We start from the raw sequence: 15,868 nt of genomic DNA, 5'->3' as shown, positions 1-15,868 counted from the left end.
GCCGGTGGAGGTCGGTGCGGGATCGGCAGGCGGCTGACCGGTGGGCCGAGGCGCCGGGCTGGTCGGCGCCGGCTGGCCGGTGTTCCACGGTGTCGAGCCGGACGCGGCAGGACCTGTGGTCGCAGACGGTCCCTGGGCGTTCGACCACGGGGCCGAGTTGGCCGACGGCACACTCGGCGGCGGCGTGAGCGGGTTCGGAGTTGCTTGCCAACCGGCCCTCGACTGCTCGGGCACTCGCTGGTGCGGCGTCGCATCGCCGCCGGTTCGCTGATGCGGGGCCTGCCCGTGAGCCGGGGGCGACTGCTCGCGACCGGACTGCGGGTCGCGGGTCGGCTGATAAGCGCCCTGATCAGGCCCGGACTGCTGCTCGCGGGTCGGCGGCGTGAACGGCGGCTGCTCGCGGGTGGGCTGGTAGGCGCCCTGATTCGGACCGGCCTGCTGCTCGTAGGTGGGCTGCTGACGCGGCTGCTCTTCGCGACGGGGCTGCTGATGGGACGGCCCAGGGATCAGCGGGCTCGCGGGTGGCGGCGTCGACCAACCGGACTGGGGAGTCGACTCGGGCCCGGCCGGACGTGCGGGCTGCGCGGCGGCCTCTTCTTCGGCTTCGCGATCCTTGCGGCGGCGCCTGCCCTTTTCCTTACGGGGGGCATCGTCGCCGCGGCTCATGAAGCGGCGGCGTTTGGGTGCCTCGTCGATCTCGTCGTCCTGGGGCAGGTTCTCGACCGGAGCCTCGTAACCGACCTGCGTGACATCGCTCTCCGACAGCCACGGCGGCAGCATGGGGAGGCTGTCGTTGTTGCGGCTCACCGGCACGCCTCGCTCACCAGGGTCCCCCGATTCTGATCGACCCAACTATCCGACGCCGTGGAGTTTACGCGACAACCCAGTGGGGGTGGTGGGCGCCTCATATATAGGGCCGACGCTCTGATGGCCCACCGTCAACCCCCAGATCTCTGGGTAACGAGCCACTCGGATCGCACAGCGTAAGGGCCGTTCGGGGTGTACCGTGCGGGGCACTTTTGCCTCTGACCGCCCGGCCCGGTAAGCTTGAGCGGCGGTGCACCTATGCGCCGACTGTTCGCATGCATGTCGACTGATCGTCGGCCGTTGCGAGTGAGCAGCACGAACCAAAACTCAGGTTGAGCGTAACCGGGATCGCGGAGGATATGGCGAAGAAAGACGGGGCCATCGAGGTCGAGGGTCGAGTTGTCGAGCCGCTGCCCAATGCGATGTTCCGGATCGAGCTCGAGAACGGTCACAAGGTTCTCGCGCACATCAGCGGAAAGATGCGGCAGCACTACATTCGTATCCTTCCGGAAGACCGCGTTGTCGTCGAGCTGTCGCCGTACGACCTCTCACGCGGCCGGATTGTCTACCGCTACAAGTGATGCCTGACGGCGTCGCGAGCCCCACCGGCGCGCGGCGTCGCACAGTGTCCCGGCATCGGGACGCACCCCAGACTTCCCCAGTCCTCAGGCTGGGGAAAAACTGTGTTCACACACCTGTGTGGGCCAATACAAGATTGGACTGACGTGAAGGTTAATCCGAGCGTCAAGAAGATCTGCGAGAAGTGCAAGGTGATCCGCCGTCACGGGCGAGTCATGGTGATCTGCGACAACCTGCGCCACAAGCAGCGTCAGGGCTGAGTCTCCCCTCACCACCGGGCACCGATCGTCTGATCGGACTGACCGAAAGAAGAACTCCCAGATCCAGCGCGTACGCACGTGTGCGCGCCATCCACCGGCACGGAGGCCGGTGCCCCCATTCAGTACTCGGGGGGACGGACGGGGAGCAGACCTCCGCAACCATTAAGGAACCTGCCACATGGCACGTCTGATGGGCGTTGATCTCCCGCGCGAAAAGCGCATGGAGATCGCGCTGACCTACATCTTCGGAATCGGGCGCACCCGCGCCACCCAGATCCTGGCCGAGACGGGCGTCAGCCCCGACCTGCGCTCCAAGGATCTGACCGACGACGACCTCGCGAAGCTTCGTGAGTTCATCGAGGCCACGGACTACAAGGTCGAAGGTGACCTGCGCCGCGAGGTGCAGGCCGATATTCGTCGCAAGATCGAGATCGGCTGCTACCAGGGCATCCGCCACCGTCGTGGCCTGCCTGTGCGTGGTCAGCGCACCAAGACCAATGCGCGTACGCGCAAGGGTCCGAAGAAGACCGTCGCCGGCAAGAAGAAGTAGGGATAGCGTATGCCTCCGAAGAGCCGGGCCGCTGGCCCGAAGAAGACTCAGAAGTCGCGTCGCCGGGATAAGAAGAACATCCCGCACGGCCACGCGCACATCAAGAGCACGTTCAACAACACCATCGTCTCGATCACCGATCCCGAGGGCAATGTCATCTCGTGGGCGTCGTCGGGTCACGTCGGTTTCAAGGGTTCGCGTAAGAGCACCCCGTTCGCCGCGCAGCTCGCTGCCGAGAACGCTGCCCGCAAGGCGCAGGAGAACGGCGTCAAGAAGGTCGACGTGTTCGTGAAGGGCCCGGGTTCGGGCCGCGAGACCGCGATCCGTTCGCTGCAGGCCGCAGGCCTGGAGGTCGGCTCGATCTCCGATGTCACTCCTCAGCCGCACAATGGCTGCCGTCCGCCCAAGCGGCGTCGCGTCTAATAGCGGGAAAGGAAAAAGCTTAAAATGGCACGTTATACAGGCCCCATCACCCGCAAGTCGCGTCGTCTGCGCGTCGACCTCGTCGGAGGCGACCAGGCGTTCGAGCGTCGTCCTTACCCGCCCGGCCAGCACGGCCGCGCGCGGATCAAGGAATCCGAGTACCTCATGCAGCTGCAGGAGAAGCAGAAGGCTCGCTTCTCGTACGGCGTCATGGAGAAGCAGTTCCGTCGTTACTACGAAGAGGCCAACCGCCTCAAGGGTAAGACCGGCGACAACCTGCTCCGTCTGCTCGAGTCGCGTCTGGACAACGTCGTGTACCGCGCCGGTCTGGCCCGTACCCGTCGTCAGGCCCGTCAGCTGGTCAGCCACGGTCACTTCATCGTCAACGGTGTCAAGGTGGACGTCCCCAGCTACCAGGTCTCCCAGTACGACATCATCGATGTCAAGGAGAAGTCGCTCCCGACGCTGCCGTTCCAGGTAGCTCGCGAGACCGTCGGCGACCGCCCGGTTCCCGGTTGGCTGCAGGTCGTCCCCGGCCGCCTGCGCATCCTGGTGCACCAGCTGCCCGAGCGCGCGCAGATCGATGTGCCGCTGCAGGAACAGCTCATCGTCGAGTACTACTCGAAGTAAGCGCTTTTGGTGGGGGTCGCTACGCGGCGGCCCCCGCAATCACTGATCAGGCATCAAATAGTGGATGCCCAGACAGGAAGTAGATCCTCATGCTGATTTCCCAGCGTCCGACACTGACCGAAGAGGTTGTGGCGGAGAACCGCTCGAAGTTCACCATCGAACCCCTCGAGCCGGGCTTCGGTTACACCCTCGGCAACTCGCTGCGTCGTACCCTGCTGTCCTCCATCCCGGGGGCCGCGGTCACGAGCATCCGCATCGACGGCGTCCTGCACGAGTTCACCACCGTCCCCGGCGTGAAGGAAGATGTCACCGACATCATCCTGAACCTCAAGGGCCTGGTCGTGTCCTCCGAAGAGGACGAGCCGGTCACCATGTACGTGCGTAAGCAGGGCCCGGGCACCGTCACCGCTGGTGACATCGTCCCGCCCGCCGGCGTCATCGTGCACAACCCGGACATGCACATCGCCACCCTGAACGACAAGGGCAAGCTCGAGATCGAGCTCGTCGTCGAGCGGGGCCGCGGTTACGTGCCCGCCGTGCAGAACAAGGCGACCGGTGCGGAAATCGGCCGGATCCCCGTGGATTCGATCTACTCCCCGGTGCTCAAGGTGACCTACAAGGTCGAGGCCACCCGTGTCGAGCAGCGCACCGACTTCGACCGTCTCATCCTCGACGTGGAGACCAAGAACTCCATCACGGCCCGGGACGCGCTGGCTTCGGCCGGTAAGACCCTGGTCGAGCTCTTCGGCTTGGCCCGTGAGCTCAACGTCGAAGCCGAGGGCATCGAGATCGGCCCCAGCCCGGCCGAGGCAGATCACATCGCCTCGTTCGGTCTGCCGATCGAGGACCTGGACCTCACCGTCCGGTCCTACAACTGCCTCAAGCGCGAGGGTGTGCACACGGTGGGCGAGCTCGTTGGCCGCACCGAGTCGGATCTGCTCGATATTCGCAACTTCGGCCAGAAGTCCATCGACGAGGTGAAGGTCAAGCTGCACACGCTCGGCCTCTCGCTCAAGGACAGCCCGGCGTCGTTCGACCCGTCCTCCGTGGTGGGTTACGACGCGAGCACCGGAACGTGGAGCGACAGCGGCACGTTCAGTGATACCGACGGCGGCGAGCAGGACTACGCCGAAACCGAACAGCTTTAATACGCCCAGGAGAAACCCACAATGCCCAAGCCCAAGAAGGGTCGCCGGTTCGGCGGCTCGGCGTCGCACCAGAAGGCGATCTTCGCCAACCTGGCCACGGCGCTTTTCGAGCACGGTCGGATCACGACCACCGAGGCCAAGGCCAAGGCGGTGCGTCCCTACGCCGAGAAGATCATCACCAAGGCGAAGGCCGGCAGCCTTGCCGACCGTCGTGAGGTCATGAAGGACATCCGCAACAAGGACGTCGTCCACGTCCTGTTCGCCGACATCGGTCCCTCGTTCGAGGGTCGCGAGGGTGGCTACACGCGCATCACCAAGGCGCTGCCGCGCAAGGGTGACAACGCGCCGATGGCCATCATCGAGCTCGTCCGCGAGAAGACCGTGACCAACGAGGCCGATCGTGCCCGTCGTGTCGCCGCTTCGCAGAAGACCGAAGAGGCTCCGGCCGCTGAGGTCGTCGAGGAGACCGTGGCTGACGCCCCGGCCGCCGACGAGGCCACCGAGGACAAGAAGGACGCCTGATTCTCAGGCATCCTGCCGAGCCCGTCACCCTTCGTGGGTGGCGGGCTCGGTTCTTTTCCGTGTGCGAATTCAGGAGGATGGCATGACGCGGGTGCGGCTCGGGATCAGTTATGACGGAACCGATTTCATCGGCTGGGCACGTCAGCCGGGGTTGCGCACGGTGCAGGGTGTGCTGGAGGATTCGCTGTCGAAGGTGTTGCGTGAGCCCCTGCAATTGACGGTAGCCGGGCGCACCGATGCGGGTGTGCACGCTGAGGGCCAAGTCGCGCACTTCGATACCGAGGCCGAATTCGACGCCGACAAACTGATGTACCGGATGGCCAAGTTCCTGCCCAAGGATGTGCGAATCACCGAAATCCGCACCGCGCCACCAGAATTCGATGCCCGCTTCTCAGCGATGCGCCGCCACTACGCCTACCGCCTCACCACCGCCCCCTACGGTGCTCAGCCGTTGCAGGCGCGCGGGGTGGTGCCGTGCAAGCCCGGCGTCGACCTCGAGGCCATGCGTGCCGCCTCCCGAAACCTGTTGGGCCTGCACAACTTCGCCGCTTTCTGCCGCCGTCGCGAGGGGGCAACCACCATCCGCGAACTCCAGCGCTTCGACTGGGAACGCGACGGCGACTTCCTCACCGCCTACGTCAGCGCCGACGCCTTCTGCTGGTCGATGGTCCGCAGCCTCGTCGGCGCCGTCCTCGCCGTCGGCGAAGGCCGCCGCACCCCCGACTGGACCACCACTCTGCTCGCCGAAACCGAACGCTCCAGTTCGGTCACCGTCGCCCCCGCCCACGGCCTGAGCCTGATCGCCGTCGACTACCCCGCCGACACCCACCTCGCCGCCCGCAACATCCAAACCCGCGAAACCCGAACCGTCCCGGAGCCCGGCTGCTGCGGCGATTAGTCGTGCGGCGCGCGCGGTCATTGCTTCTGAGGGGGATAATGCCATTCAGAAGAAATGGTCGGCGGTAGTGGAGGAGCTGTGAGTTCGGTGGAGCGCGGTGAATCCTTTGCGGAGTGGGAGTCGTTTCTTTCCGAGAGTTACGTCCCGTTGGCTGTCGACCCGGATCGGGGCGCGGAGTTTCACGGTGCGATTCATCGCAGCAGGATGGCCGGATTCGACTTGTCGACGATCAGTTCGAGTGCGCAGCGGATTCGGCGGACCAAGCGAGGGATAGCGCGGACCGAAGGGGAGTTTCTGCTCGGGTCGATTGTCGTCGAGGGGATCGGGCGGCTGCATCAGGACGGTCGGGTCGCGGTGGTGCGGGCCGGAGACATGGTCTTCTATGACACGTCGCGGCCGTATCACTGGGAGATCGACGAGTCGTGGGCGCAGGTCGTCGTGCAGACCCCGCTCGAGTCGGTGCGCGCGGAAGCCGGGGCGGAACTGGGGAAAATGCCGACCGCGGTGGCGCTCGGATCCCACACCGCGGCGGGCGTGGTCGCGACGTTCTTCCGGGATCTGGCGCGAATCGAGCAGGCCGCGCCCGAGCACGCGAACGTACTGGCCGACAACGGGCTCACGCTGTTGGCTTCGGCGGTCCGGCTCGCGGCGGGGGAGTTGCCGACCGGGCCACCGGCGCAGGCGCTGGTTCGCGAACATGTGCTCGCGTATATGCGTCGGCGCTGCACCGATCCGCGGCTGAACGTCGACGAGATCGCGCAGGCCTGCCTGCTCTCGCGGCGCAGCCTCTATCGCGTTTTCGGTGACGAGGGAGTCGGTGCGGCGCTGCGGCGGATGCGAGTGGAGACCGCGCGCGCATTGCTTCTCGGTGATCGAGCTCGTTCGATGGCGTCGGTCGCGGCGTCGTCGGGATTTTCGTCCGAAAGACAGTTCTTCCGTGCTTTCCGGTGGGAAATGGGTATGACCCCTGGTGAGTTCCGCGAAGCGCACGGCACCTGAAGAAACCGACGGGTTGGCACGTCCTGTCAGTCGACTGGCACGAATTGACAGTTTGAGACGCGCAATTCTGCGAGAGAGTGAAAAGAGCACTTTTACTCCGATAGGCGACCAGGGGGCACGATGAGCCGGATACGTGTGGCGGCGGTGCAAGCCGAGCCGAAGTGGTTGAACCTGTCTGCGGGAGTCGAGCAGACCATCGGGTATATCGAACAGGCCGCCGACGGTGGTGCCGGACTGGTCGCGTTCCCCGAGACTTTCCTGCCGGGATTTCCCTGGTGGATGTGGCTGAACTCGGTCGACTGGGGCGGGGAATTCCTGGCCAGATATCGCGCGAACGCGCTCACCGCCGACGGACCCGAATTACGGGCGATCGCCTATGCCGCCCGCCGCAAGGGGATTCACGTGTCGGTCGGATTCGCGGAGCGGGCCGGGGACGAGATCTTCATGTCCCAGGCGCTGATCGACACGAACGGCACGATCACGGTGGTCCGCAAGGCCGAGCCGACCGGGCTCGAACGCACCGTGTTCAACACCTCCGACGGCGGCCTGCTGGTCCGCGACACCGAACTCGGACGGATCGGCGTTCTCGGCGGTACCGACCACCTGCGCGCCGACCTGCGCGCCCGCATGCACGAACAACGCGAACAGATCCACGTCGCAGCCTGGCCCGGCTTTACCGTCTACTACGGCGAGGACAAGGAGTGGGGCGGCGACCTCGACACCGCGGCCAGCGTTCGCTACGCGATGGACGGATCGACGCACGTCATCGCGCCGGTCGCCGTCGTTCCGGTGGCGGGCTGGGAGGTTGTCGACGCGCGGATGCCGGATCGGCGGCTGCTGCGTGGCGGTGGAGGGGTTTCGCGGGTCTTCGGGCCCGGCGGGTTGGAGCTGGCTGCGCCGTTGGCCGAGGGGCAGGAGGGGTTGTTGTTCGCCGATCTCGAGGTCGGCCGGGCGCTGCGGACGATCGGTGAGCGGGCGCCGAGGGTGACGAGTGGGCGGGTTGTTCGGCGCGAACCGGTGCGCGCGGGGGCCGTTGAATCGGCCTGATAGATGCGAATCGAAGACCTCCGAAAGTAGTTCGCACAGCGATGTTTTCGCTGATGGAGCGAACCTCGCTGCCCTTGAACGGGATATGGTGCCGGGGCTATTGTTGGCCGATGCCGTAGGGGCGACTACGCCTGGGTTCCGGAGGTCGGCTGCTGATGGCCATCGAGACGTACGAGTTCTCCTCGCCGACGCCGCGCAGTGCTGCGCGCGACGAATGGGAAGCACTGATGTCGCAGACCTACGTGCCGCTCGCGGTCGACACTCATCCCGAGGCGCCCTTCTACGGCCGGGTCACCACCGGCTCATTGACCGGTCCGGACGACTTCAGCCTGACAGCCCTCGCGGGCAGCAATCAGGCGTTCCGCCGCTCCAAAGGTCATGTCGCCCGTTCCAGTGACGGCTACCTCTTGGCGAGCATCCACACCAAGGGTGGGGCCTGCCTGCATCAGCACGGCCGGTCTGCCCCGGTCAGCGGGGGTGACATGGTCTTCTACGACACCACCGTGCCGTACCACTGGACCAACGGATCAGGTGATTGGAGCGACAGTCGAGACTTCGAGCAGGTCGTCGTGCAGGTGCCGATCAGCCTGCTCCGGGACCAACCCGGCCTGGAACAGCTGGAGTTGCCGACGGCGGTGACCGTGCCTGCCGACAGCGCGGCAGGCGTGGTCGCGGGCTTTTTCCGCAAGCTCGCGAGGTTTCAGCACGAGGCTCCGGCCGAAGCCGAAGTTCTGGCGGGCAGTGCGCTCGGACTGATCGGATCCGCGGTACTGCTGGCAGCGGGGGAACGGCCGACCGATTCGCCCGCCGAAGCGCTGAGCCGCGAACACGTCATGGTCTATCTGCGCAAACGCTTTATAGACCCGGAATTGTCCGTCGACGAGGTCGCGGCGGCCTGCCATATCTCGCGTCGCACCCTGTTCCGGATCTTCGACGGCGGCGAGAGTTTCAACGCCAGCTTGCGCAAGCTGCGGGTTCGGCACGCGCAGTCGCTGCTCATCAGCAGCAACTCGCATCCGTCAGGCGCGATAGCGTTCGGTTCGGGATTTGCTTCCGAACGGCATTTCTATCGCGCATTCCACCGCGAAACCGGGATGACGCCCGGCGAATATCGCCAGTCACGCCGGAGTGGAATCTGCTGAAAGAGGCTTGCGTAGCGGGGTTTTCGCTGGTCAGATGACCTGCAGGGGTATTGAGAGGGTATAGGTGCACGGCTATTCTTGTGCGATGCCGTAGTGACGGCCATGCCTGATTCCCGTTTTCCGGAGGACGCCGATGGCGAACGAACCGACGACGCTGGAGTTCTCGGCGCCATCGCCGCGCAGTGCCGAGTTCGAGCAGTGGGCAACGGTGACGGCACAGGCGTATTTTCCGCTCGCGCTCGAACCCGTCAGGGAAGCCCCAACTTTCGGTCGCCTGACAAGCGGGGTACTGCCCGGCGCACCCGACTTCTCTCTGGTTGTACACGCGGGTGGGAATCAGGAGTACCGGCGCGACAAAACCCATGTGGCTCGTGCTGTGGACGAGTACCTGCTGGCCAGCATTCAAGTCTCCGGTCGGGCGCGGCTGACCACAGGTGGGCGGTCGGTGATGCTCATGCCAGGGCAGATGACGTTTCTCGACTCCTCGCTGCCCTCGCTCTGGGACGGCAGTATGGCCTTCGAGCAGGTACTCGTACAGGTGCCGACCAGCATTCTCCGAATGCAGCCCGGACTCAGTGGCGTGCGGATTCCGACCGCGACGTTGGTCGCCCCGGAGAGCCCGGCGGGAGTGGTCGCCTCCTACTTCCGTGAACTTGCCCGGATTCGCGAGAAATCGCCCGCGCAGGCCGGCATCCTGGCCCGCAGCGCGATCGACCTACTGGGCTCGGCGGTGCTATTGGCCGCCGGTGTACGCCCGGTCGATACCCCCGCGGACTCGCTCAGCCGCGAACACGTGCTGGTCTACCTCCGAAGGCGTTGTACCGACCCGGAATTGACGGTCGACGAGGTCGCGGGAGCCTGCCACATCTCGCGTCGCACCCTGTTCCGGCTCTTCGACGGATCGGGCGACACCCTCAACACCACATTGCGCAGAATGCGAGTCCGACACGCGCAGAAAATGCTGGCCCACAACAGCACTCACGCTCTCGCGGCGGTGGCGTCCGCCTCCGGATTCGCCTCCGAGCGGCACTTCTACCGCGTCTTCCGCCAGGAAACCGGGATGACCCCGCGTGCGTACCGACAGGCGCAGCACTGACCGGTGATCAACATGGCACCGATTGTCAGAACCTTGGCGCGGTCGGACTGTAAGTACATATGCACGTGCATCACACTGGATTTCGTTGGACCAGTGGAGGAGCAGGCACCATGGCGATTCGGATCAGGGCGGCGGCGGTGCAGGCGGAGCCGGCGTGGCTGTATCTGCCCGCCGGGGTCGCGCAGACGATCGGGTTCATCGAGGACGCGGGCGCCGGTGGGGCGCAGCTCGTGGCCTTTCCCGAGGTGTTCCTGCCCGGGTATCCGTGGTGGTTGTGGCTGAACGCGGTCGACTGGGGGTCGGAGTTCCGGTCGCGCTATCTGGCCAATGCGATGACCAGAGACGGCGCCGAGATGACTGCGATCGCCGATGCCGCGCAGTGGGCCGGGGTATGGGTGGTGCTCGGGTTCGCCGAACGGGTCGGCGACGAGGTCTACATGGCGCAGGCGATCGTGAGTCCTGCCGGGCTGGTGCAGGTTTCGCGCAAACAGTGGCCGACGCAGCTCGAACGAGAAGTCTTCGCCGACGGAGTGGCGCCGTCGGTGGTCTACCACACCGAACTGGGCCGGATCGGCGTCTTGGGGGGAGCCGATCACCTGTGCCCGGACCGGCGCGTGGACCTGTGGCGGGAGCAGGTCCACGTTGCCGCGTTCTCCGGATTCACGGTGTATCACGAGGTCGGCGACGACATCGTGGTCGCGGTGAACAGTACGGTCGCCGAGCAGTACGCGCGGGACAGCGGAACAGTGGTGATCGCGCCAACAGCCTTGGTCCCGATGACGGGGTGGTCGGTGGTCGACGCGCGCTCACCGGAACATCTGCTGCTCAGCGGCGGGGGAGGCGTGGCCAGGATCCTCGGCCCGGACGGCCGCGACCTGGTCCGGCCGCTGCCGCCCGGCAAGCCGGGGTTGCTGTTCGCCGACGTGGTGCTCGACGAGACGAGCAACCCGTGGACCGACGGTCGATCGGACATGCGCGCGGCGGGGTAGGCGTAGGTCCGCCTTTTCGGGGCCCGAAGGGCCGCGACCGCGGCACCAGCCGCCAAAAACTCAGCTGCGAACGAGGCGTGCGATCGCGTCGGTCGCTTCCTTGATCTTCGCTTCGGCTTCGGGTCCGCCTGCCACCGCCGCGTCGACCACGCAGTGCGAGATGTGGTCCTCTAGCAGGCCCATCGCCACGGCCTGCAGCGCCTTGGTCATCGCCGAGACCTGGGTGAGGATGTCGATGCAGTATTTTTCCTCTTCGACCATTCGCTGCAGCCCGCGGGACTGGCCCTCGATGCGGCGCAGTCGCTTGAGGTAGTCGTCCTTGGCGGTGATGTAGCCGTGGCCCGCGTGCTCGTGGCCCGCGTGCTCGCCGTCGGTCGCGGTGTCGGGGGTGGGTGTGCTCACCGAAGGTCTCCTCGCCTGCCTGGTAGCTCGCCTGGCGAACTAATACCCCCCTAGGGTACAGTTTCGCGACGGAATTGTCAGATGCGCGGTCCCCGGTGGTGCGGGCAGGTGTGGCGGGCGGAAGAATCAGCGCCATGAGTTCGCTTCCCCGCCCCGCGCTCGCCGTCATCGGTGGCAGCGGTTTCTACGACTTCTTCGACAACGACGCGACGCATGTCGAGGTCGACACACCGTACGGCGCGCCGAGTGCGCCGGTCGCGATCGGGGAGGTCGAAGGCCGCGCCGTCGCCTTCCTGCCGCGTCACGGCAAACAGCACGAGTTCGCCCCGCACACCCTGCCCTACCAGGCCAACATGTGGGCGCTGCGCTCACTCGGAGTGCGTCGGGTGTTCGCGCCGTGCGCGGTCGGCAGCCTGCGCGCCGATTGGGGGCCGGGGACTGTGGCGGTCCCGGATCAGCTCGTCGACCGGACCTCGGGTCGTCCGCAGACCTACTTCGACGGCGGTGGCGTGCACGTCTCCTTCGCCGATCCCTATTGCGACGATCTGCGCGCCGCCGCGGTGCGAGCGGCGGGCCCGGAGGCGGTAGCGAAGCGTGACCACGCAGGGCCCTCGGGAGCACCGCCATCGGACACAGTGAAGTCCGCCGGTGACATGCGGGTCGAGGATTCCGGCACGATGGTCGTCGTGCAGGGCCCGCGCTTCTCCACCCGTGCCGAGAGCCGCTGGTTCGCCGGGCAGGGCTGGGACCTGGTCAACATGACCGGGCACCCCGAAGCCGTTCTCGCCCGTGAACTCGAAATGTGCTACGCCGCAGTCGCTCTCGTCACCGACCTGGATGCCGGGCTCGAAGAGGGCGACGGTGTGCACGCGGTCGACGTGTTCGCCGAGTTCAAGAAGAACCTCGGGCCGTTCAAGGAGCTCGTGCGTCGCGCGGTCACCGCGGTCGACGGCAGCGACACCTGCGAGCGCTGCCGCGTGCACACCGGGGTCTCGCTGCCCTTCGAACTGCCCTGACCACTACGGCGTCGAGGTGACCTGCACCTGAGCGAGCACGAACGTGGCCGCCGCGCCACCGCCGGGTAGCGGGGACACCTCGACGTCGACAGTGAGCCAGCCGCCGTCCTCGGCGGCCAGCCGCAACCCGGTCAGCCCGGCGCGGGTGGCACCGGCCAAGATCTCGGCGCGCAGCGCGGCGATCCTGGGCCGGTCGTCGGGGTGCGGGACGGTCCGCTCGTCGACCCCGCGCCAGGCCAGTCCCGGCACCGGCTCGCTGACCCAGCGCACCGTACGCACCTGCGCGGTGTCGAGGATGACCAGATACAGCCCGGCCTGGGTTTCCCGCAGCAGCTCGAGTGTCGCCGCCTCGAACGACTTGGGTTGCGGGGCAACGCTGTCGGTGACGTCGACGGTGACGCCACGCCAGCCGAACCGCTGCCCCTGCGCACCGTTTCGCGCGGCGATCAGAACCGAGCGCGGCCCGATCGCCGAATGCACGGTGGCGATACCCGACCACCGGCTACCGGGCTCTGAACGATTCAGCGCCCCGGCGAATTCCAGGCCGTGATCGAAACGCTCGACGAGCTGGAACGAATCGGCAGCGCTGTAATCGACTGGGTCATCGGCGAACTGGGGCCCGAGATCCGCGGGCCGGGTGCGCACGCGACGGTTGCGCGCATCGATCTGAAAGGGCGAGACATGAAGCGCGTCGGCGGGCGAGTCGGGTCCGACCCACACCTTCACCGCGTGCGTCGACGACCCCGGCCACACCACCGGTTCGGCCCGAAAACGCATAGCGGACCAGGGATTTCGCGACTTCGGCAGTAGCTGCTCGACCGGCTGGCCCGTATCGTGCGCGCCCGCGATCAACGGCTGCAGCCGGGCCGGGATAGCTCGGTGATACGACGCCCAGTCACGCGGCGTGGTACCCGCGGTCAGCATCGACCAGGTGTCCGGCTCGCCCAACGTCTCTACTAGTTGCCACCGTCCAATGAGCACGTGACCCCCTTCGCTCCCCACGAGTACTTCACGACTGCGCTCCATCGTGCCTGATCGGGTGAGCGGGCAGACCAGGGGGCGCGTGTCGATAGGCTGACGGCATGAACGCACCGTTGCGGCTGGAGATCATCGTCGCCAGCAACCGCCCCGACAGATTCGCGGATGTGCCCGCGGGTTGGCTGGTCACCGCGCTGCGCGAGCGGCCCGACTTCGAGGTGGGGGTGCTCGATCTGCGCGAGCTCGGCCTGCCCGCCGATCTCACGGAATCACCGGCGAGCGAAGACTTTCGGGCGAGGTTGGCCGCGGCCGACGCGTTCGTCGCCGTCACCTCCGAGTACAACCACGGCTACCCGGCCGCCCTGAAGACCGCGCTCGACAGTGCCAAGCACGAGTGGCGGGCCAAGCCGATCGGGTTCGTGTCCTACGGCGGGCTGTCGGGCGGATTGCGCGCGGTGGAGCAGTTGCGTCAGGTGGTCGCGGAACTGCACATGGTGTCGGTGCGCGAATCGGTGAGCTTCGCCCAGGCCAAACGCCGCTTCGACAAGACCGGCATGACCAACGACGACGCCGCGATCGACGCCTGCGACCGCATGTTGAACCAATTGGCCTGGTGGGGAACGACTCTGCGCGCCGCCCGCACCGTGGAGCCCTATCCGGGCTGAGTCACCGGGCAGGGAGCTGAGTCACCGGGCAGGGATCAGACGCCGGATGGTTCGGTCAGGCGGAAGCCATCGCTCGCTGCCCGCGCGGCTGACCGATGTAGGTCGACTCGCGAGGGATCGAGACCAGCGTGAGGTTCACCCTGGTCGTGCCCGTGCGCAGGACCACCCGGTTGCCGATCGCGCCCGGCTGGAAGATCTCCAGGTCGGGGCGTGAAGCAGGCCAGCCGTTCGGATCGCCGGTGAGATAGATCGTGGTGACACCGGCGTGCGGGGCGGGCGCGAGCACACCGTCGACGACCGTCGCGGTGAAACCCGCGTCGGACTGGTGTGTTTCGACCGCGATGGTCAGTCGCTCCGGATTTCCGACGGTGGTCACCAGCTGCTCCCAGGCCTGCGCCCGGTCGGTGCGCACCAGCACCCGCTCACCGACGGCCAGCGCACGGAACACCAACTGCTGGGCCAGATACAGCTCGCCTGCCACATACACCGTGGAGATACCGGTACCGACGATCCTGGTGGCGACGCCGTTGCCCTCGTCGTCGGAGCCGAGCAGCTGCCCGCAACCCGAGGACGGCAGGTGCAGCGCGCCGATCACGTCGATCGGGTACTCGATGGTCGGGATGGTGTCGTCGACGCCGGGCACCGCGATCGGCAGGTGCGCGAGCAGCGCGTCGCGATGACGGCCGCGCATCGACACCATGCCCTTGGACTTGGTCTTCTCCGGCAGCTCCCGCGCGGTCAAACGCCAAGCGGCACCGACACTCACGGATTCGGCATCGCTGCCGGGACGCAGCCGCACGGCCACCGTGGTGCCCCGCGACGGCGCGACCCATAGCTGCGCGAGCAGATCCGAACCCAGTTGCTTGGGATCGACTGCGGCGCCGATGTTCACGGCGTTGCCGATCTCGGCGTACTTCCAACGCTGAGTCAGCGTGCGTGGGTCGAGGCCCGCGGTGATCTGCTGCACGGCCTTGCGGATCTCGGGCGCGGTGAGGATGCGCGCGTTGCAGTCGGCGTCCTCGAGAGTGCGCATGATCCGCTGGGTGGCGATGGTGACCGAACGGGAAGCGCCGTCGGTGCCGCCACCGCGACGAGCCGTCGCGTTCGGGCAGGCCACGGCGTCGAAGCTGATCGCGAGCCACACCGTGCGGTGCGCGGTGGCGGGCAGCGGGCCGAGCAGCGATTCGTAGATCGCGCCTGCGGGCGTGCCGGACCGGCTGCGGTGGCCGTGGCTGATGATGTCGATCCCGCTGAGCAGGATGTCGTGCTGGTTGAGGCAGGCGGCCAGCTCGGGCAGCGGCAACAGGTGCGAGGCGTGCACGGCGGTGCGGGCGATGCGGGTGAGCCCACCACGCGGCGCCAGCACCTCGACGACGGTGACCACGCGACTGCCGTCCCAGTACAGGCCGAGCGAGCGGCCGTCGGTGTCACGGAAGTCGACGGTGTCGCCGAGGGTGTACTCGCGCTTGCCGGAATACCGGCGGATCGTGGAGATCCAGTCGAGGATCGTGCGCTTGCCGATCGGGATCAGCGGGATCACTGCCACCGCGATCCCGATGCCGAGCGACGGCAGCGGAGCGAGCCCGCAGATCATCGCCACGACCCCCGCGATCAGGCCGAGGACCTGCGCAGTGATGAGTTGCGACAACGTAATCCGACCGAACAGCGGGCGTGGTTCCGCGCCGGTGAACTCAGCCATTCGTTCCTCCCCCAGGTA

19 protein-coding genes are annotated in these 15,868 nt (G+C 66.8%); 16 read left to right on the top strand and 3 right to left on the bottom strand.

Going from position 1 to position 15,868, the window contains the following annotated elements:
* The first annotated feature begins 204 nt into the window (after positions 1-204).
* The 14 genes from ACFW6D_RS10815 to ACFW6D_RS10750 all read left to right on the top strand — a co-directional run bounded on the left by ACFW6D_RS10815 (position 205) and on the right by ACFW6D_RS10750 (position 11,090).
* Positions 205-843, top strand: a complete 639-nt coding sequence (locus tag ACFW6D_RS10815; RefSeq protein WP_379326967.1) for a hypothetical protein — start codon at positions 205-207, stop codon at positions 841-843.
* Positions 844-1,166: 323 nt separating this feature from the next.
* Entirely contained in the window at positions 1,167-1,388 is a 222-nt protein-coding gene (infA, locus tag ACFW6D_RS10810; protein ID WP_003418601.1) for a translation initiation factor IF-1, read from the top strand.
* A gap of 144 nt (positions 1,389-1,532) precedes the next feature.
* Positions 1,533-1,646 carry a 50S ribosomal protein L36 gene (gene rpmJ / locus ACFW6D_RS10805; RefSeq protein WP_056818299.1) on the top strand — a complete coding sequence of 38 codons (114 nt, stop codon included), beginning with the start codon at positions 1,533-1,535 and terminating at the stop codon, positions 1,644-1,646.
* A 178-nt stretch (positions 1,647-1,824) separates the two neighbouring features.
* Positions 1,825-2,196, top strand: a complete 372-nt coding sequence (rpsM, locus tag ACFW6D_RS10800; protein WP_266296680.1) for a 30S ribosomal protein S13 — start codon at positions 1,825-1,827, stop codon at positions 2,194-2,196.
* A gap of 9 nt (positions 2,197-2,205) precedes the next feature.
* Positions 2,206-2,619: a 30S ribosomal protein S11 gene (gene rpsK, locus ACFW6D_RS10795; RefSeq protein WP_019045110.1), complete on the top strand. Its 414-nt coding sequence runs from the start codon at positions 2,206-2,208 to the stop codon at positions 2,617-2,619.
* Between the two features lie 24 nt (positions 2,620-2,643).
* Positions 2,644-3,249 carry a 30S ribosomal protein S4 gene (rpsD, locus tag ACFW6D_RS10790; RefSeq protein ID WP_379235605.1) on the top strand — a complete coding sequence of 202 codons (606 nt, stop codon included), beginning with the start codon at positions 2,644-2,646 and terminating at the stop codon, positions 3,247-3,249.
* Positions 3,250-3,338: 89 nt separating this feature from the next.
* Positions 3,339-4,397 (top strand): DNA-directed RNA polymerase subunit alpha, encoded by a 1,059-nt coding sequence (locus tag ACFW6D_RS10785; RefSeq protein WP_378598299.1) that lies wholly within the window; start codon positions 3,339-3,341, stop codon positions 4,395-4,397.
* Positions 4,398-4,418: 21 nt separating this feature from the next.
* The gene (gene rplQ / locus ACFW6D_RS10780; RefSeq protein ID WP_379326965.1) at positions 4,419-4,919 is read left to right on the top strand and encodes a 50S ribosomal protein L17; all 501 of its coding nucleotides are present in this window, start codon (positions 4,419-4,421) and stop codon (positions 4,917-4,919) included.
* 91 nt (positions 4,920-5,010) lie between these two features.
* Positions 5,011-5,817 (top strand): tRNA pseudouridine(38-40) synthase TruA, encoded by an 807-nt coding sequence (gene truA, locus ACFW6D_RS10775; RefSeq protein ID WP_379327153.1) that lies wholly within the window; start codon positions 5,011-5,013, stop codon positions 5,815-5,817.
* Positions 5,818-5,895: 78 nt separating this feature from the next.
* On the top strand, positions 5,896-6,816 hold the full coding sequence (locus ACFW6D_RS10770) for a helix-turn-helix domain-containing protein (RefSeq protein WP_379326963.1): 921 nt from the start codon (positions 5,896-5,898) through the stop codon (positions 6,814-6,816).
* A gap of 120 nt (positions 6,817-6,936) precedes the next feature.
* Entirely contained in the window at positions 6,937-7,863 is a 927-nt protein-coding gene (locus ACFW6D_RS10765) for a nitrilase-related carbon-nitrogen hydrolase (protein WP_379326961.1), read from the top strand.
* Between the two features lie 155 nt (positions 7,864-8,018).
* On the top strand, positions 8,019-9,005 hold the full coding sequence (locus tag ACFW6D_RS10760) for a helix-turn-helix domain-containing protein (RefSeq protein WP_379326959.1): 987 nt from the start codon (positions 8,019-8,021) through the stop codon (positions 9,003-9,005).
* 133 nt (positions 9,006-9,138) lie between these two features.
* Positions 9,139-10,101 (top strand): helix-turn-helix domain-containing protein, encoded by a 963-nt coding sequence (locus tag ACFW6D_RS10755; protein WP_379326957.1) that lies wholly within the window; start codon positions 9,139-9,141, stop codon positions 10,099-10,101.
* A gap of 110 nt (positions 10,102-10,211) precedes the next feature.
* Entirely contained in the window at positions 10,212-11,090 is an 879-nt protein-coding gene (locus ACFW6D_RS10750; protein ID WP_379326955.1) for a nitrilase-related carbon-nitrogen hydrolase, read from the top strand.
* 60 nt (positions 11,091-11,150) lie between these two features.
* Here the strand turns inward: ACFW6D_RS10750 and ACFW6D_RS10745 are convergent, their stop codons facing one another.
* The gene (locus tag ACFW6D_RS10745; RefSeq protein WP_379326953.1) at positions 11,151-11,492 is read right to left on the bottom strand and encodes a metal-sensitive transcriptional regulator; all 342 of its coding nucleotides are present in this window, start codon (positions 11,490-11,492) and stop codon (positions 11,151-11,153) included.
* A gap of 134 nt (positions 11,493-11,626) precedes the next feature.
* Here ACFW6D_RS10745 and mtnP point away from each other — a divergent pair, with 134 nt between their 5' ends.
* The gene (gene mtnP / locus ACFW6D_RS10740) at positions 11,627-12,508 is read left to right on the top strand and encodes an S-methyl-5'-thioadenosine phosphorylase (protein WP_379326951.1); all 882 of its coding nucleotides are present in this window, start codon (positions 11,627-11,629) and stop codon (positions 12,506-12,508) included.
* Positions 12,509-12,511: 3 nt separating this feature from the next.
* Here the strand turns inward: mtnP and ACFW6D_RS10735 are convergent, their stop codons facing one another.
* Complete coding sequence (locus ACFW6D_RS10735) at positions 12,512-13,489, bottom strand: GAF domain-containing protein (RefSeq protein WP_379326949.1); 978 nt, start codon at positions 13,487-13,489, stop codon at positions 12,512-12,514.
* A gap of 101 nt (positions 13,490-13,590) precedes the next feature.
* Between ACFW6D_RS10735 and ACFW6D_RS10730 the strand changes: the two genes are divergently transcribed.
* Positions 13,591-14,151 carry an NADPH-dependent FMN reductase gene (locus ACFW6D_RS10730; RefSeq protein ID WP_379326947.1) on the top strand — a complete coding sequence of 187 codons (561 nt, stop codon included), beginning with the start codon at positions 13,591-13,593 and terminating at the stop codon, positions 14,149-14,151.
* A 55-nt stretch (positions 14,152-14,206) separates the two neighbouring features.
* On the opposite strand, the gene eccE is transcribed toward ACFW6D_RS10730, so the two are convergent.
* A complete protein-coding gene (gene eccE, locus ACFW6D_RS10725) occupies positions 14,207-15,850 on the bottom strand; it encodes a type VII secretion protein EccE (RefSeq protein ID WP_379326945.1) in 1,644 nt (547 codons plus the stop codon).
* Between the last annotated feature and the right edge of the window lie 18 nt (positions 15,851-15,868).

The organism is Nocardia sp. NPDC058705, from assembly GCF_042749305.1.
Lineage (GTDB): Bacteria > Actinomycetota > Actinomycetes > Mycobacteriales > Mycobacteriaceae > Nocardia.
Note: the sequence above shows the minus strand (reverse complement) of the source record. Positions and strands in the feature narration are given on the sequence as shown.

What these genes read in the sequence shown, in the direction of transcription:
- infA (WP_003418601.1), top strand. Translation starts at nt 1,167, where the DNA reads ATGGCGAAGAAAGACGGGGCCATCGAGGTCGAGGGTCGAGTTGTCGAG.
- rpsM (WP_266296680.1), top strand. Translation starts at nt 1,825, where the DNA reads ATGGCACGTCTGATGGGCGTTGATCTCCCGCGCGAAAAGCGCATGGAG.
- rpsK (WP_019045110.1), top strand. Translation starts at nt 2,206, where the DNA reads ATGCCTCCGAAGAGCCGGGCCGCTGGCCCGAAGAAGACTCAGAAGTCG.
- rpsD (WP_379235605.1), top strand. Translation starts at nt 2,644, where the DNA reads ATGGCACGTTATACAGGCCCCATCACCCGCAAGTCGCGTCGTCTGCGC.
- ACFW6D_RS10785 (WP_378598299.1), top strand. Translation starts at nt 3,339, where the DNA reads ATGCTGATTTCCCAGCGTCCGACACTGACCGAAGAGGTTGTGGCGGAG.
- rplQ (WP_379326965.1), top strand. Translation starts at nt 4,419, where the DNA reads ATGCCCAAGCCCAAGAAGGGTCGCCGGTTCGGCGGCTCGGCGTCGCAC.
- ACFW6D_RS10765 (WP_379326961.1), top strand. Translation starts at nt 6,937, where the DNA reads ATGAGCCGGATACGTGTGGCGGCGGTGCAAGCCGAGCCGAAGTGGTTG.
- ACFW6D_RS10760 (WP_379326959.1), top strand. Translation starts at nt 8,019, where the DNA reads ATGGCCATCGAGACGTACGAGTTCTCCTCGCCGACGCCGCGCAGTGCT.
- ACFW6D_RS10755 (WP_379326957.1), top strand. Translation starts at nt 9,139, where the DNA reads ATGGCGAACGAACCGACGACGCTGGAGTTCTCGGCGCCATCGCCGCGC.
- ACFW6D_RS10750 (WP_379326955.1), top strand. Translation starts at nt 10,212, where the DNA reads ATGGCGATTCGGATCAGGGCGGCGGCGGTGCAGGCGGAGCCGGCGTGG.
- mtnP (WP_379326951.1), top strand. Translation starts at nt 11,627, where the DNA reads ATGAGTTCGCTTCCCCGCCCCGCGCTCGCCGTCATCGGTGGCAGCGGT.
- ACFW6D_RS10730 (WP_379326947.1), top strand. Translation starts at nt 13,591, where the DNA reads ATGAACGCACCGTTGCGGCTGGAGATCATCGTCGCCAGCAACCGCCCC.
- eccE (WP_379326945.1), bottom strand. Translation starts at nt 15,850, where the DNA reads ATGGCTGAGTTCACCGGCGCGGAACCACGCCCGCTGTTCGGTCGGATT.